Genomic DNA, 13,503 nt, shown 5'->3' with positions numbered 1-13,503 from the left:
GAGTGAGTCAAATAAATGGAATTTGATACTCGACATATCGGGGGAGTTCCAACGAAGCTGACACCACTCGCAAAGTATATGCAGTTATATGTAAATTTAAGTGCTAATATCTGTTGAAGTAAAAGACGAAACCGCTTGTGAATATTTTTGTCTTGGCATCATTTAGGCACTTGCCTAATATTGAAGGTTTTTAGTCCTTTATATAGGCAACCGCATATGATAAGTAAACACTGAATCAAAAAAAGGAGAATGAGTATGTACCCTAAATCATGCCATCACTTCCCATGGCATATTCCTATGTATAACAGCTGTAATTACAACTATCGGAGTTATAATCCTCAATACTACAATTGGTACAACAACGACAGTAATCTCAATGAAAAGATAATATTAAGAGATTATGGACAAAGTCCATTTGTAGTGAATATTGACCAGGCTGCAAATCAAAACAAAAATTATCGTACTGCTATATGGACAGGGAAACATTTTCAAGTGACTCTGATGAGTATTAATGTTGGCGATGATATCGGTTTAGAAGCTCATCCAACAACTGATCAATTCATACGTATTGAAGAAGGTCAGGCACTTGTTCAAATGGGGGATAGGAAAGACAAATTAGATTATCAAGTGATGGCCTATGATGACTATGCAATTATGATACCTGCTGGAAAATGGCACAATGTAATTAATACAGGAAATACGCCCCTTAAGATATACGTTATCTATGCACCGCCTGAGCATCCATTTGGTACAGTTCATGAAACAAAAGAAATTGCCATGTCTGCTGAAAGATAGCCAACTATAAATTAATTTTATTTCATCCCGGTCCAGAATCCAGACCGGGATGATTACATTTTCTTCATTTTATTATTCCTCCGATACTCATGAGGACTGTCTACATAGAGTTCCTTTTTATTAATTGTTATTAGAACTTATCAATTATTTAGGCATTCGTTGCTAGGGAATTGTAAGCTTCTGTATACTAGAAGCTTAGATTACCAAAGCAGCAAGAAACTCCTTACGTACCTACCGAAGAGGAGCTTAAGTGCTACTACGATTAACTGTTTTTCTTTTTTTAGGCCAATCCATCTGAAAACCTTAAAATTCGCTGTTTTCAATATTCCGATAAGGGTGCCGGATGTGCTACAATAAAGCTTTGAAAGAAACAATAGCTATATGAAATAAGAACACTCGGCAATGCCGATGAGACAATAAGGAGCCAAAAACAGCTTATGAGTTTATTGACTGTAGAAAATGTATCCCACAACTTTGGGGACCGTGCGTTATTTAAAAATGTTTCCTTTCGATTACTTGCGGGGGAACGTGTAGGATTGGTAGGAGCAAACGGTGTTGGTAAATCGACACTCATGAACATTCTGACTGGAAAATTGCTTAAAGATGAAGGCAAAGTGGAATGGACTCCACGTGTACGTTATGGCTATCTGGATCAGCACACCAAGCTAACGCCAGGTAAAACAGTACGTGATGTATTAAAAGACGCGTTTCTTCCTTTGTTGGAACTGGAAAAGGAAATGATGCAGATTACGGATAAAATGGGAGAGGCTTCTCCCGAAGAGTTGGAAGTACTGCTGGAACAGATGGGAGAAATTCAAGAGCAACTGGATATGGGGGATTTTTACCTCATTGATGTGAAGGTTGAAGAAATGGCGAATGGATTAGGTCTCTCTGCCATCGGACTGGATCGGGATGTAGCAGCCCTTAGTGGTGGGCAACGGACAAAGGTGCTGCTTGCGAAGTTGCTGTTGGAAAAGCCAAATGTATTGCTACTGGATGAGCCTACCAACTATTTGGATGTGGAGCATATTGAGTGGCTTACGCGATATTTGAAGGATTATCCCTATGCTTTTATCCTAATTTCACATGATACTGAATTTATGAACCAAGTCGTTAATGTAATCTACCATCTTGAATTTGCTAAGATGACCCGTTATTCAGCTAACTATGAAAAGTTTCTTGAAATGGCGGATCTGAACAAAGCCCAGCATATTGATGCATATGAGAAGCAGCAGGAATATATTAAGAAACAGGAAGATTTTATTCAGCGCAATAAAGCGCGCGCATCTACATCAGGTCGTGCAAAAAGCCGTGAAAAGCAGCTTGATCGGATCGAACGTATTGATAAGCCAGAAGAAGCCGCAAAGCCAACCTTTCAGTTCAAAGAAGCCCGTGCAAGCGGGAAAACAGTTTTTGAGGGTATTGATTTTGAAATTGGCTATACTCATGCCCTTTTGCCTAAAATGTCCATGACGATCGAACGTGGTGAAAAGATCGCAATTGTTGGCTGCAATGGTGTTGGTAAGTCTACGTTACTCAAAACCATTCTGGGGAAAATACCTCCGATCAGCGGAAAAACCTATCAGGGAGATTTCTTGCAGCCCGCTTATTTTGAGCAGGAAGTAAAGGCAGAGAAAATTACACCGATTGACGATGTATGGAATGAATTTCCACATTTAAATCAGCATGAAGTACGAGCGCATTTGGCGCGCTGTGGTTTGAAGAATGAGCATATCACCCGACCTTTGTCTGCGCTTAGTGGTGGAGAACAGGCTAAAGTCCGCCTTTGTAAACTGTTAATGCGTGAGAGTAACTGGGTACTGTTTGATGAGCCCACCAACCACTTGGATGTCAAAGCAAAGGATGAACTCAAACGCGCTTTGAAGGAATACAAAGGGACCGTATTGCTTGTATCCCACGAACCGGACTTTTACGAGGATTGGGTAACCAAAACGTGGAATGTAGAAGAGTGGTCTAGTAAAGTTAACTAAAATCCAGTTCTGACAGATTTCACACAAGGTGGGGTTTGCAGAATTAGGAAAATATGCTAAGCTATCTTTAGCTGATACAATAAAATAGTCACACTAGGGGAGCCGCCCATGCGGCTGAGACGAAATAAATGGATTTCGGACCCTTTGTACCTGATCTGGGTTATGCCAGCGTAGGGAAGTGAGTACTGTACAAACAAGGTAGTAGCTCTTTACTTTTGTTTGCGCAGGAACGATATACGTTTACGGATATAATAGTCCGTTTGATTTTGAACGTTTGTCAAGCCACTTCCTTTGGGAAGTGGCTTTTTGCGTTTCGTTCATCTTCATTTGTTCGAGTTTCCGTAGACGGATTTACATATAATCTCCTTTCATTATTGCTGGTACATGTGGCTGGCTCCGTATGATATTACCCAATATGGAGCTACAACAATATAGATTCAGCTAATACGATTTTTTTATAACACAAGTTCATATTCTTTAGTCCAAGTGAGGTGAAAATGAGATCGAATTACACGTAATTACGATGGAAAGTGTCTCCTGTGTGAATGTACCCCAAGTGGCTGCCGCTATTTGTCCTTATATTCATTATGTACACGCACGTTCGAAACAGAAGGGTGCCTCTGCTTTGCTTTCTTTGACTCGTAGCATGATCAAGCAGGAAGTTCCTTTGCGGCAAATTGTAGTAAATGACCGCGTGGACGTAGCTTTACTTACCTCGGCAGGAGCTGTCCAGCTTCCAGCTAATGGGTTATCTGTGGTGGATGCGAAAAGTCTACTTTCAGAGGGTACACGCTGTGGAGTGTCTGTACATTCCTTGGAGGAGGTGCAGACCGCCGAGCAGGCTGGAGCAGACTATGTACTATTTGGTCATGTATATGAGACCCATTGTAAAGCTGGTCTTGTACCGCGGGGTATAGCACAGCTTGAAAGCATTTGCAGATTGTCGGACATTCCGGTGATAGCGCTGGGAGGCATACAACCCCATCATGTTCCAGAGCTTTATCATGCTGGAGCAAGCGGAATTGCGGTGATGTCTGGTATATGGGAAGCAAAGTCACCCGTTGCAGCAGCGATGGAATATAGGCGAATGGTAGATCTTGTAGTTCACGACCTGTAGCAAGAAAACAAGACGAAGGGAAAGCAGAATGCTTACTGGAGAGGAGACACGGAACATATGTCAAAGACACATACAGAGAAAAAAGCGATAGGACACGCTGAATGCTTGGTCATAGGCGGAGGTGTGATCGGCAGTTCCATTGCTTATCATGTGGCTAAGGAGGGACGTAGTACGATCATGCTGGAACGATGGATCCCTGGTGAGGGAGCATCAGGAGCAGCGGTGGGAATGCTGGCAGCGGAAAGTGAAGAGTTTGCAGACCTTGAGCTGGCACGATTTGCCCGTACAAGTCGAGATGCATTCCCTGACCTTGTCTGTGATTTGGAACGTTTATCGGGTATTTCAGTGGACTTTCGTACAGGAGGATTTGTGACCCCATTTCGTTCGGAAGCAGAGGGCCAAAAACGCTGGAATGCTGCGAATATGCGAGAGGATGATCGTCCCATTTGGTGGGATGCCAAGGAGTTGGCCCGACGGATTCCGGGCTTGGCAGATCAAGTAATTGGGGCTATCTACCGATCAAAGGAGACACAAGTGTCTCCTGTCCAGCTTTGCCGTGCTTATGCAGGGGCAGCTGCGGTGCTGGGAGCAACAATATGGTCTGGAACTCAAGCTGAGGAACTGGTCATACAGGATGGTCGAGTTTGTGGTGTGCGAACGGATAGTGGATTTTTTTCCTGCGATCAGGTCGTGATTGCCGCAGGCTTGGACAGCTTGAAATTGCTAGAACAAATTGGGTTTGATTATCCACTATACCCGGTCAAGGGCGAAGCGGTAGCAGTCTCCTCGAAGGATCATCCGTTGGATTATACCATTTATGCTGACGATATTTACCTCGTGCCTAAACAGAATAACGAGCTTTGGATTGGTGCCACAAGTCTTCCGCATCAATATGACAAAGAGGTGACCGTAGGAGGCTTAAAGGGGTTGTTAGCACGTGCATCTGCCTGGTTACCGCGTGTACAGGAAGCTTCTTTTGTACGTGCATGGGCAGGCTTGCGTCCGCAGGCGGCTGCGGAGCGTCCTTTCATTGGGCCTGTTCCTGGAGTAGAGGGCGTCTATGCTGCAGTCGGGCATTATCGCAACGGTGTCCTGCTTAGTGATGCGACTGGGCGAGCGATGGCAGCTATGCTTAAAGGGGCTGGTGCAGCTGGACTTGGAATAAGTAAATTTTCTTCTGAACTTTTCAAGGAGGAAAGCTTATGAAGCTGACCATTAACGGACAGAGCATGACCATTTCCAATCGAATCACTCGTGTGGATCAATTGCTGCATGAACTTGATTTAAAGGTGAAAACCGTAGTGGTAGAGCTGAATCGGCATATATTGACCCGTGAAGATCATCATGAAACGGTACTTAAGGATGGAGATTGCCTAGAAATCGTACATTTTGTAGGAGGCGGTTGATCATGTTAACCATTGGAAAAGCATCTTTTACCTCAAGGCTGTTGCTAGGAACAGGGAAATTTTCGGATCTGGATATCCAATCCCAAGCCGTAGAGGCTGCTGAGACGGAAATATTAACGTTCGCTGTGCGCAGACTGAATTTGGAGGAACGGGATAAGCAGCATTTTCTCGATACACTGGATTTGAGCCGGTATACACTTCTTCCCAACACAGCGGGGGCAACAACAGCAGAGGAGGCAATCCGTATTGCCAAGTTGGCAAAAGCCTCCGGCTTGTGCGATATGATTAAGGTAGAAGTCATTGGGGATAGCAAGACGCTGTTGCCTGATCCTTTTGAAACATTGAAAGCTAGTGAAAAGTTGCTAGAGGAAGGCTTTGTCGTGCTACCCTACATATCGGATGATGTGATACTAGCGAAGAGGTTGCAAGAGCTTGGAGTACATGCCGTAATGCCTGGAGCGTCGCCGATTGGTACAGGACATGGTTTGCTCAATCCGTTTTCGTTAGAGTTGATTATCGAGCAAGCGGAAGTTCCGGTCATTGTCGATGCTGGTATTCGCTCACCTGGTGACGCAGCAATGGCAATGCAGTTGGGAGCAGATGGTGTTCTGCTGAATACAGCTGTCTCAGGAGCGAAGAATCCTGTGAAAATGGCTGAGGCCATGAAGCTGGCTGTACGTGCAGGCAGATATGGATTTGAGGCGGGGATGATTCCTGTAAAACGTTATGCTTCAGCAAGCAGTCCGATAGAAGGCATGGTTCAGGGATGAGGATTACTAAAAAATCTGCTGCTGAACCACCACAAAGTGACCGTTATTCCAGACAGGAAAGGTTTGCACCCTTTGGGCCTGCAGGCCAACGCCGGCTTGCTTCCTCTCATGTACTAATCATAGGTGTTGGAGCGCTGGGCACTGGTATTGCAGAAACGTTAGTTCGTGGAGGCGTAGGTACGGTAAGCCTGGTAGACCGGGATTATGTGGAATGGAGCAATTTGCAGCGCCAGCAGCTTTTTCAGGAAAGTGATGCTGTGCAAAGGTGTCCCAAAGCAGTAGCTGCCCAGCGAAGATTAAAGGATATTAATTCGGAAACAATTATACATGCACATGTTTTGGATGTTGGGATAGAAGAGCTGGAAGAGTTGATCCAGGGGGTAGATCTCATGATGGATGCAACCGATAATTTCGATACCCGGCTTCTTATGAACGACATGGCACTCAAGCATCGCATTCCTTGGATTTATGGAGGATGTGTGGGTAGCTACGGTGTAACTTACACTATTTTACCGGGTCAGACACCTTGTCTACACTGTCTGATGGGAACTGTACCGCTTGGAGGGGAGACCTGTGATACGGCCGGGATTATTCCGCAGGCAGTACAAATGGTCACCGCTAACCAGACTACGGAAGCTTTCAAGCTTCTTGGTGGATATCCCGAGAACTTGAGAGGAAAGTTGCTTTCGTTTGATTTGTGGAAAAATGAGTATGTAGCAATAGCAGTGGATCGTCTTAAAAAAGCGAATTGTCCTTCTTGCGGTAGCCAACCGACGTATCCCTATTTATCAGCCTCTTATCGGCAGAAAACAGATGTTTTGTGCGGTAGGGATACCGTTCAAATAAGACCTGCCAACCGGACACATCTGAATCTCGCAGAGGTAGCAAATAGATTTACAGCATTGGGTGAGGGGAACGTAGAGTGGAATTCGTATCTGGTTTCCTTTAGTGTGGGCGAGCATCGCTTGGTTGTTTTTGCAGATGGCAGAGCGCTGATCCATGGGACAAAGGACGTGGCAAAAGCAAAAAGTCTATATCATCGCTATTTGGGCTGAAAACCATAAACCATAAAGCATAAAGCAGAAAACCATTCTTTGAGAATGATTTTCTGCTTTTTTGTTACACTAACACAAATATGTTTTAATGGCTTATAACAAACTTGTTCGTATCCAATATGTAATGCGATGTCCAAACCAGGTGGGTGAAAAGATGAGCCCGTTAATTGTACTTGTGGATGAAAATGAAGCGCCCGCTGAATTCGTTCATCCATTGGAGCAGGCAGGTTATCAGGTGGTTCATGTTCGTAATACGTCGGATGTAAGCCCTTATATAGCTCAAAATCCTGTGAGTTTGCTACTCCTGAACATTAAAGATGAACAGGCGGACACTCAAGGCTTGATTCGCATTTTGCAGCAGAACTATCCTCATGTTCCACTGCTTGTAATGATTTCATCAGATGAGGAAGCACTTATGGTTTACTGCTTTGAACAAGGAGCACATGATGTAATGGTAGTGCCCTTTTATCCTAGAGTTCTTCAGGCTAGAGTAGCTAATTTATTACGAATTTTTGGTGTTGAACGTGATGTGAAAAGAGCAATCGAGGCAGGGGATTTACATATAGACACTGCAAGCAGAATGGTGAGCAGAGGGGAGCGAAAGCTGGAATTAACTCCGAAAGAATTCGATCTTTTGCTACATCTGGCGATACATCTTAACCAAGTTTGTAGCAGGCAGCAAATTTTAAAGGATGTTTGGAAACATGATTATATCGCTGATACGAACGTAGTAGATGTGTACATCAGGCATTTAAGGGTTAAAGTAGATAGAGGGCAAAAGTTTAAAATGATTCGAACCGAACGAGGCATTGGCTATTCACTCAGAACGCCGATCGAAGCAAAATAGCATAAGTTATGTATAAAAAAAGCCGGAACTTTTCGTCCCGGCTTACCAATCTTAAATGAGTTTTACATTACAGCACGCGACGTGCTTTAATGTACGTTCTTTTCCAGTTGCCGGAGTTCAAATCAGAGATGGTCACCCCAGGTCCACCGTAAGTGTGTAGGATTTTACCCCCGCCCATATATACTGCTACGTGAGTAATATTGCGTCCTGTGGCACGGCTACCGCTTGAAAAGAACACTAAGTCACCTTTTTTCAAATTGGCCTTGGATACGGCATGTCCGACTTTAGACTGTTGAACAGAAGTACGCGGCAAATCGACTCCGTATTTCTTGAATATGTGCTTCATGAAAGAAGAACAGTCAAAATTGCGTGTGGTGCTTGTGGAAGCTCCAAACTTATAAGGAGTACCCATATATTTTTTGCCGTAGTTAATTACTTTCTGACCTACAGTAGTAGTAGCAGTAGCAGCTTGTGCTGTATTTGTTCCCTCAATGGCAAAAGTACCAAAGCCGATAGTGGCAGCGACTCCTGCGATAATTACCTTTTTTATGATTTTATGCATATTCATGTTGTAAGTACCTCCAAAAATTGATTTGTGCAATATTTTGCTGAGTTGCTAACTAACTGACAGCGTTGAGTATAACAGTTTTGAAGCCGCCTAATAGTTGGAAAACTACTCTCAAATGCTTGTGGGGCAAGGCTTACGTCGCAATTATTAAAAAACGATTAAAAATTACAATTTGTAAAAAATAAATTAATTCTAGTACCTTCAAAAAACCGAAAAACCCTTGTTAGTCAAGGGTTTTGAGTGTGTGAACAACTTTTTAAATAGTTACAACAATGTCATAATTAATCCTTGCTTTGAATAACGAGTAGTAGACCGCTTTTGATAGAAATAGTACCTTTTGCAGCCGTTAGCTTATTGCTGACACCCCGTGATTGTCCCATTTTGAGGGTGGCATTATGAAGGGGATACATAAATCCTTCCAGTTGTATACCTGTTACTTCGGCGGTCATAGGAATCAGGGATGTATATGTATAGCCCATGGGCTGGATCTCGAGCGTTGATCCGGTCAGCTCAATATAATTATGTGCGTCCATGATAGCGCAACTAATGTGATGCTGCATGGCCCGTACTAATATTTGAACATTGGCTAAGGTGTGGTCCATTCGAGTGCCAGTAACACCGAGCAAGAGTACATGATCTACTTGTTCTTCCATAGCAATTTCTAAAGCAAGCTCTGTATCAGTTAGGTCCTTATGTACTGGATCGCACGCAATCATACGTTGGCTTGCTGATTTTACCTGTTCTTGTTCCTCTGAAGTAATCGAATCAAAATCTCCTACAGAGACGTGTGGTGTAATACCGCGTTCTATCAGGAAAAGGGCACCTTTATCTGCGCCTATAATAAAATCATCGGGTTGTATTTGTTGTAAATCTTCTTCATTAAGACGACCGCCTGAAAATACAATGGCTCGCTTTTTCATCATAACCAACATCCTTTCTTTCTGCATACGGTTCCAGATATACGATCATTTTAAGTATACCGCGTTAAATATGGCTTGCACAATTTTGGAGGTCCTGGCTACAATGGAACAGAAAAAAAGTGCGACGTGAATAGGAAGGGGAACGAAATGATTAACGTTTTGTTTGTGTGTTTGGGCAATATTTGCCGCTCTCCCATGGGGGAGGCAATACTGAGACATAAAGCAAAGGAACGGGGATTAGACGCAGAAATTCGGGTGGACTCGGCTGGAACAGGTGACTGGCATATTGGAAATCCTCCGCATGAGGGAACGCTAAAGCAGCTTAAACTGCACGGAATCAGCGAACAAGGCATACAGGCACGGCAAATAACGGATCGTGATTTTGACGCATTTGATTATATTGTGTGCATGGATGACTCTAATGAACGAAACATGCGTAAACTTGCAGGTGGAGCAGATGCTGATATTCTAAAATTCATGGATTTGCTTCCTCAAGAAAAGTTAAGAGAAGTACCCGACCCATATTTTACCGGGAATTTTGAAGAGACCTATCGATTATTGGACGCAGGATGCGAGGCCTTGCTGGACAAGATCATAGAAGAAAAGCTATAATGTGAACGACAGATGACGGCAATCATTGCCGTTTTTCGTTATATATTTTTGAAAGCGTAATCAAAATATAAAAAAAGAGGAAGGAGCCTTATGTCCTCCTAGGTCAATGCTCCATTCCTCATCATTGTCTGGGATGTTTTTTTACTCAGGCACGATCCAAAAAATACATTAGCGCGTCAGGCAACTCGTTTTGCCAAAAGCCCCATAAATGTTTGCCATCCTTTTCACGGTAAGAAACTTCGGCGTTCCGCTCGCGCAGTAAATCTGCGCATTGACGGTTCAGCTCTACAAAGTTGTAAATGCCGGTATCACTCTCAAAAGCATCTTCCTGAAGGCCAACTGTCATCCATACATTTAGATGCGACAGTTCTTTCTCACGGGCAATAATTTCTTGCGAAGCTTCATAGTAGGCACCTGAGAGGCTAATAATGCGATTAAACAGCTCAGGATACAATAGCGCCAAATGCAAAGACACACTGCCTCCCAGTGAATCCCCAGCAAGAATGCGGGAAGCTGCATCTTTTCTTATAGGATACTTTTGTTCCACATAGGGAATAATCTCTTCTGCAAAACAGGCAGTGTATGCCTCAAAACGATTGCCGAAGGGAGCGTACTCCTGAGTTCTGATTTTGGTGTTCACTTCCACGCCTACAATAATGAAGGGTTCCACGCCCTCATCCAGTATGAGACGGTTGGCGTGTGTTGCAATGCGTCCAAAGTTGAAGAATTCCTCTCCATCCTGACAATAGACGACCGGGTAGCTCAATATTTCATTATAGCCGGGCGGCAAATAAATCCGAAGAGTTCGGGTTTCGCCAAGTAAGCGGCTGTCTACTTCGTCTTTAAGGATGGTTCGTTTTAAATACCGAGAATCCGTCATTTTTCGTCACCTTTCTTGGGTATTATTTTGCATTAAGGATCACAATAAGTTAAGATTACCCTGATTGCAATAGATGTTTAAAATTTCAATCATGTACTAAGCTGTTATAGTAAAAAACACACCCTGTTACATACACAAAAATGTGGTAAACTCAAAAAAAATAACTAAATCTTTGACGCGAGCGATATAACAGGTGTATAATAATCCTATAACAGCGGAACTTGATATTCAAATTTTTTTGTTGAGGTGAAGAAAATGAGCAAGGTTCCTTATGAAGTTTACACAGAGGAAGTTGAGGCTCTGTCCGTGCTTTCTCCGGATGGTGAAATTGTCAATAAAGATAAATTGCCTAAACTTACAGATGATCAATTGAAAGAAATTATGTATCGTATGGTATTTACACGTACTTGGGATGACCGTGCTGTTAACTTGGGCCGTCAAGGACGTCTCGGCTTCTACGCTCCGGTATCCGGACAAGAAGCAACAATGGTTGGTAGTGAATTTGCGCTCCAAAAAGAAGACTTTATTGCACCAGGCTACCGAGATATTCCGCAACTCGTTTGGCATGGCCTGCCATTATATCAAGCTTTCTTGTATTCCCGTGGTCATCAACACGGTGGTCAAATTCCGGACGGCGTTAACGTATTGATGCCGCAAATCATCATTGGCGCGCAAATTCTGCACGCTATGGGAATTGCAATGGGCTACAAACTGAAAAAACAAAAACAAGTCGTCATTACATATACAGGTGACGGTGGTTCTTCCGAAGGTGACTTCTACGAAGGTCTGAACTATGCTGGTGTGTACAAATTGCCAGTTATTTTCTTTGTGCAAAACAATGGTTACGCGATCACAACTCCATTCTCGAAACAAACCGCTGCCCTTTCGATCGCTCATAAAGCAGTAGCTGCTGGTATTAAAGGCGTGAAAATTGACGGTATGGACGTGCTTGCAGTTATTAAAGCTGTTCAAGAAGCTGCAGAGCGTGGACGTAATGGCGAAGGTGCAACATTGATTGAAGCCGTTACTTACCGTTTCCGTCCGCATTCCCTTTCTGATGATGCGACGAAATATCGTTCTAAAGAAGAAGAAGGCGAATGGAATGCAAAAGATCCAATTGCCCGCTTTGCGAAATACCTTGAGAAAAAAGGTCTTTGGACTGAAGAAGATACAGCTCGCGTAAAAGAAGAAGCTAAGGCAAAAGTGAACGAAGAGATCAAAAAAGCTGAGAAAACAGAAAAAATGACAATTCCTGGCCTGATCGATAGCATGTTCGAAACTACGCCTAAGCACTTGGAAGAACAAAAAGCTGATTTTAAATAATTGAACTTGAAAGAGACCGGGCGGCAACCCGATCCGGTCTGCTTTTCGATTGACCTGAACTGAAACTGATCTGTCAATGTTTAAGGAGGAAATGAAGCAAATGGCACAAATGAACATGAAAGAAGCGATTCGTGACGCACTGCGCGTAGAGTTGAAACGCGACCCTAACGTCCTGCTTTTCGGTGAAGACGTAGGTCATGTAGGTGGCGTATTCCGCGCTACAGAAGGTCTGCAAAAAGAATTTGGCGAAGAACGTGTATTCGATACTCCGCTGGCGGAATCCGCAATCGGGGGTCTTGCTGTCGGTCTGGGTATCCAAGGTTTCCGCCCTGTAGCTGAAATCCAGTTCGTAGGCTTTATCTTTGAAGCACTCGATCAAATGGCAATTCAAGCATCCCGTATGCGTTACCGTTCCGGCGGACGTTACAATTCTCCAATCGTATTCCGTACACCTTTTGGTGGCGGTGTTAAGGCAGCCGAGCTGCATACAGATTCCTTGGAAGGTCTTTTGACTCAAACACCAGGTATTAAGGTTGTTGTTCCTTCCAACCCTTACGATGCAAAAGGTCTTATGATCGCGTCTATTCGCGATAACGATCCAGTATTTTTCATGGAGCATTTGAACCTGTACCATGCATTCCGTGCTGAAGTTCCTGAGAATGATTACACAGTTGAACTGGGCAAGGCAAATGTAGTTCGTGAAGGTTCCGATGTGACGATCATTACTTACGGTATGATGGTACACACTTCGGTTAAGGCTGCTGAAGAGCTGGAAAAAACAAAGGGTATTAAAGTGGAAATCATTGATTTGCGTACAATCAGCCCGATTGACATTGATACCATTGTTGCCTCTGTTCAAAAAACCAATCGTGCTATCGTTGTTCAAGAAGCGCAAAAGAGTGCCGGTGTTGCTGCTGAAGTTATTGCACAAATTAACGAAAAAGCAATCCTGCATCTGGAAGCACCAGTTCTGCGTGTAGCAGGTCCGGATACCGTTTATCCATTTGCTCAAATTGAAGATACTTGGTTGCCAACGCCAACACGTATCATTGATGCGGTTAATAAAGTATTGGAATTTTAATTAAAGCACACCGTAAATTTGGGAGGTTTTAAACGTGGCAAAATTTGAATATAAATTCCCGGAGCTGGGTGAAGGTCTTCACGAAGGCGAAATCATCAAGATGCACATCAAGCCCGGCGACAAAGTAACTGATGATGA

Annotated in this window: 14 protein-coding genes and 1 riboswitch; of the genes, 11 read left to right on the top strand and 3 right to left on the bottom strand. The window is 43.5% G+C overall.

Annotated elements, in window-relative coordinates:
- The first annotated feature begins 255 nt into the window (after positions 1-255).
- The 8 genes from KSP24_RS06290 (at position 256) to KSP24_RS06255 (ending at position 7,981) form a co-directional block, all read left to right on the top strand.
- Positions 256-795, top strand: a complete 540-nt coding sequence (locus KSP24_RS06290) for a cupin domain-containing protein (protein WP_013371469.1) — start codon at positions 256-258, stop codon at positions 793-795.
- Positions 796-1,232: 437 nt separating this feature from the next.
- A complete protein-coding gene (locus tag KSP24_RS06285) occupies positions 1,233-2,786 on the top strand; it encodes an ABC-F family ATP-binding cassette domain-containing protein (protein ID WP_013371468.1) in 1,554 nt (517 codons plus the stop codon).
- A gap of 85 nt (positions 2,787-2,871) precedes the next feature.
- A riboswitch (TPP riboswitch) is annotated at positions 2,872-2,980 on the top strand.
- 329 nt (positions 2,981-3,309) lie between these two features.
- Positions 3,310-3,903 carry a thiamine phosphate synthase gene (locus KSP24_RS06280; protein ID WP_058711857.1) on the top strand — a complete coding sequence of 198 codons (594 nt, stop codon included), beginning with the start codon at positions 3,310-3,312 and terminating at the stop codon, positions 3,901-3,903.
- Positions 3,904-3,960: 57 nt separating this feature from the next.
- Positions 3,961-5,109, top strand: a complete 1,149-nt coding sequence (gene thiO, locus KSP24_RS06275) for a glycine oxidase ThiO (protein WP_040103593.1) — start codon at positions 3,961-3,963, stop codon at positions 5,107-5,109.
- A complete protein-coding gene (thiS, locus tag KSP24_RS06270; RefSeq protein WP_013371465.1) occupies positions 5,106-5,309 on the top strand; it encodes a sulfur carrier protein ThiS in 204 nt (67 codons plus the stop codon). The genes thiO and thiS overlap by 4 nt, the downstream gene beginning before the upstream one ends.
- Before the next feature lie 2 nt (positions 5,310-5,311).
- Positions 5,312-6,079 (top strand): thiazole synthase, encoded by a 768-nt coding sequence (locus KSP24_RS06265; RefSeq protein ID WP_040103594.1) that lies wholly within the window; start codon positions 5,312-5,314, stop codon positions 6,077-6,079.
- Positions 6,076-7,134, top strand: coding sequence for a ThiF family adenylyltransferase (locus tag KSP24_RS06260; RefSeq protein WP_216974734.1), 1,059 nt, complete (start codon positions 6,076-6,078; stop codon positions 7,132-7,134). The genes KSP24_RS06265 and KSP24_RS06260 overlap by 4 nt, the downstream gene beginning before the upstream one ends.
- 154 nt (positions 7,135-7,288) lie before the next feature.
- On the top strand, positions 7,289-7,981 hold the full coding sequence (locus tag KSP24_RS06255) for a response regulator transcription factor (RefSeq protein ID WP_216974733.1): 693 nt from the start codon (positions 7,289-7,291) through the stop codon (positions 7,979-7,981).
- 67 nt (positions 7,982-8,048) lie between these two features.
- Here the strand turns inward: KSP24_RS06255 and KSP24_RS06250 are convergent, their stop codons facing one another.
- On the bottom strand, positions 8,049-8,549 hold the full coding sequence (locus KSP24_RS06250; protein WP_013371461.1) for a C40 family peptidase: 501 nt from the start codon (positions 8,547-8,549) through the stop codon (positions 8,049-8,051).
- A 281-nt stretch (positions 8,550-8,830) separates the two neighbouring features.
- Positions 8,831-9,472 carry a thiamine diphosphokinase gene (locus KSP24_RS06245; RefSeq protein WP_129549434.1) on the bottom strand — a complete coding sequence of 214 codons (642 nt, stop codon included), beginning with the start codon at positions 9,470-9,472 and terminating at the stop codon, positions 8,831-8,833.
- A 144-nt stretch (positions 9,473-9,616) separates the two neighbouring features.
- Between KSP24_RS06245 and KSP24_RS06240 the strand changes: the two genes are divergently transcribed.
- Positions 9,617-10,081 (top strand): low molecular weight protein-tyrosine-phosphatase, encoded by a 465-nt coding sequence (locus KSP24_RS06240; RefSeq protein ID WP_013371459.1) that lies wholly within the window; start codon positions 9,617-9,619, stop codon positions 10,079-10,081.
- Positions 10,082-10,226: 145 nt separating this feature from the next.
- Here KSP24_RS06240 and KSP24_RS06235 read toward each other — a convergent pair whose 3' ends face one another.
- Positions 10,227-10,961, bottom strand: coding sequence for an alpha/beta hydrolase (locus KSP24_RS06235; protein WP_013371458.1), 735 nt, complete (start codon positions 10,959-10,961; stop codon positions 10,227-10,229).
- Between the two features lie 255 nt (positions 10,962-11,216).
- On the opposite strand from KSP24_RS06235, the gene pdhA reads away from it, so the two are divergent.
- Together pdhA and KSP24_RS06225 are read left to right on the top strand one after the other, a co-directional pair.
- Positions 11,217-12,284, top strand: coding sequence for a pyruvate dehydrogenase (acetyl-transferring) E1 component subunit alpha (pdhA, locus tag KSP24_RS06230; RefSeq protein ID WP_216974732.1), 1,068 nt, complete (start codon positions 11,217-11,219; stop codon positions 12,282-12,284).
- A 100-nt stretch (positions 12,285-12,384) separates the two neighbouring features.
- A complete protein-coding gene (locus KSP24_RS06225) occupies positions 12,385-13,365 on the top strand; it encodes an alpha-ketoacid dehydrogenase subunit beta (protein WP_013371456.1) in 981 nt (326 codons plus the stop codon).
- Positions 13,366-13,503: the final 138 nt, after the last annotated feature.

The organism is Paenibacillus sp. AK121, from assembly GCF_019042715.1.
Classification (GTDB): domain Bacteria; phylum Bacillota; class Bacilli; order Paenibacillales; family Paenibacillaceae; genus Paenibacillus; species Paenibacillus polymyxa_C.
The sequence above is the reverse complement of the archived record's forward strand: the minus strand, read 5'-3'. Positions and strand labels throughout refer to the sequence as shown.

Coding starts and splice junctions, on each gene's coding strand:
- KSP24_RS06290 (WP_013371469.1), top strand. CDS start 256: ATGTACCCTAAATCATGCCATCACTTCCCATGGCATATTCCTATGTAT.
- KSP24_RS06285 (WP_013371468.1), top strand. CDS start 1,233: ATGAGTTTATTGACTGTAGAAAATGTATCCCACAACTTTGGGGACCGT.
- KSP24_RS06280 (WP_058711857.1), top strand. CDS start 3,310: ATGGAAAGTGTCTCCTGTGTGAATGTACCCCAAGTGGCTGCCGCTATT.
- thiO (WP_040103593.1), top strand. CDS start 3,961: ATGTCAAAGACACATACAGAGAAAAAAGCGATAGGACACGCTGAATGC.
- thiS (WP_013371465.1), top strand. CDS start 5,106: ATGAAGCTGACCATTAACGGACAGAGCATGACCATTTCCAATCGAATC.
- KSP24_RS06265 (WP_040103594.1), top strand. CDS start 5,312: ATGTTAACCATTGGAAAAGCATCTTTTACCTCAAGGCTGTTGCTAGGA.
- KSP24_RS06260 (WP_216974734.1), top strand. CDS start 6,076: ATGAGGATTACTAAAAAATCTGCTGCTGAACCACCACAAAGTGACCGT.
- KSP24_RS06255 (WP_216974733.1), top strand. CDS start 7,289: ATGAGCCCGTTAATTGTACTTGTGGATGAAAATGAAGCGCCCGCTGAA.
- KSP24_RS06250 (WP_013371461.1), bottom strand. CDS start 8,549: ATGAATATGCATAAAATCATAAAAAAGGTAATTATCGCAGGAGTCGCT.
- KSP24_RS06245 (WP_129549434.1), bottom strand. CDS start 9,472: ATGATGAAAAAGCGAGCCATTGTATTTTCAGGCGGTCGTCTTAATGAA.
- KSP24_RS06240 (WP_013371459.1), top strand. CDS start 9,617: ATGATTAACGTTTTGTTTGTGTGTTTGGGCAATATTTGCCGCTCTCCC.
- KSP24_RS06235 (WP_013371458.1), bottom strand. CDS start 10,961: ATGACGGATTCTCGGTATTTAAAACGAACCATCCTTAAAGACGAAGTA.
- pdhA (WP_216974732.1), top strand. CDS start 11,217: ATGAGCAAGGTTCCTTATGAAGTTTACACAGAGGAAGTTGAGGCTCTG.
- KSP24_RS06225 (WP_013371456.1), top strand. CDS start 12,385: ATGGCACAAATGAACATGAAAGAAGCGATTCGTGACGCACTGCGCGTA.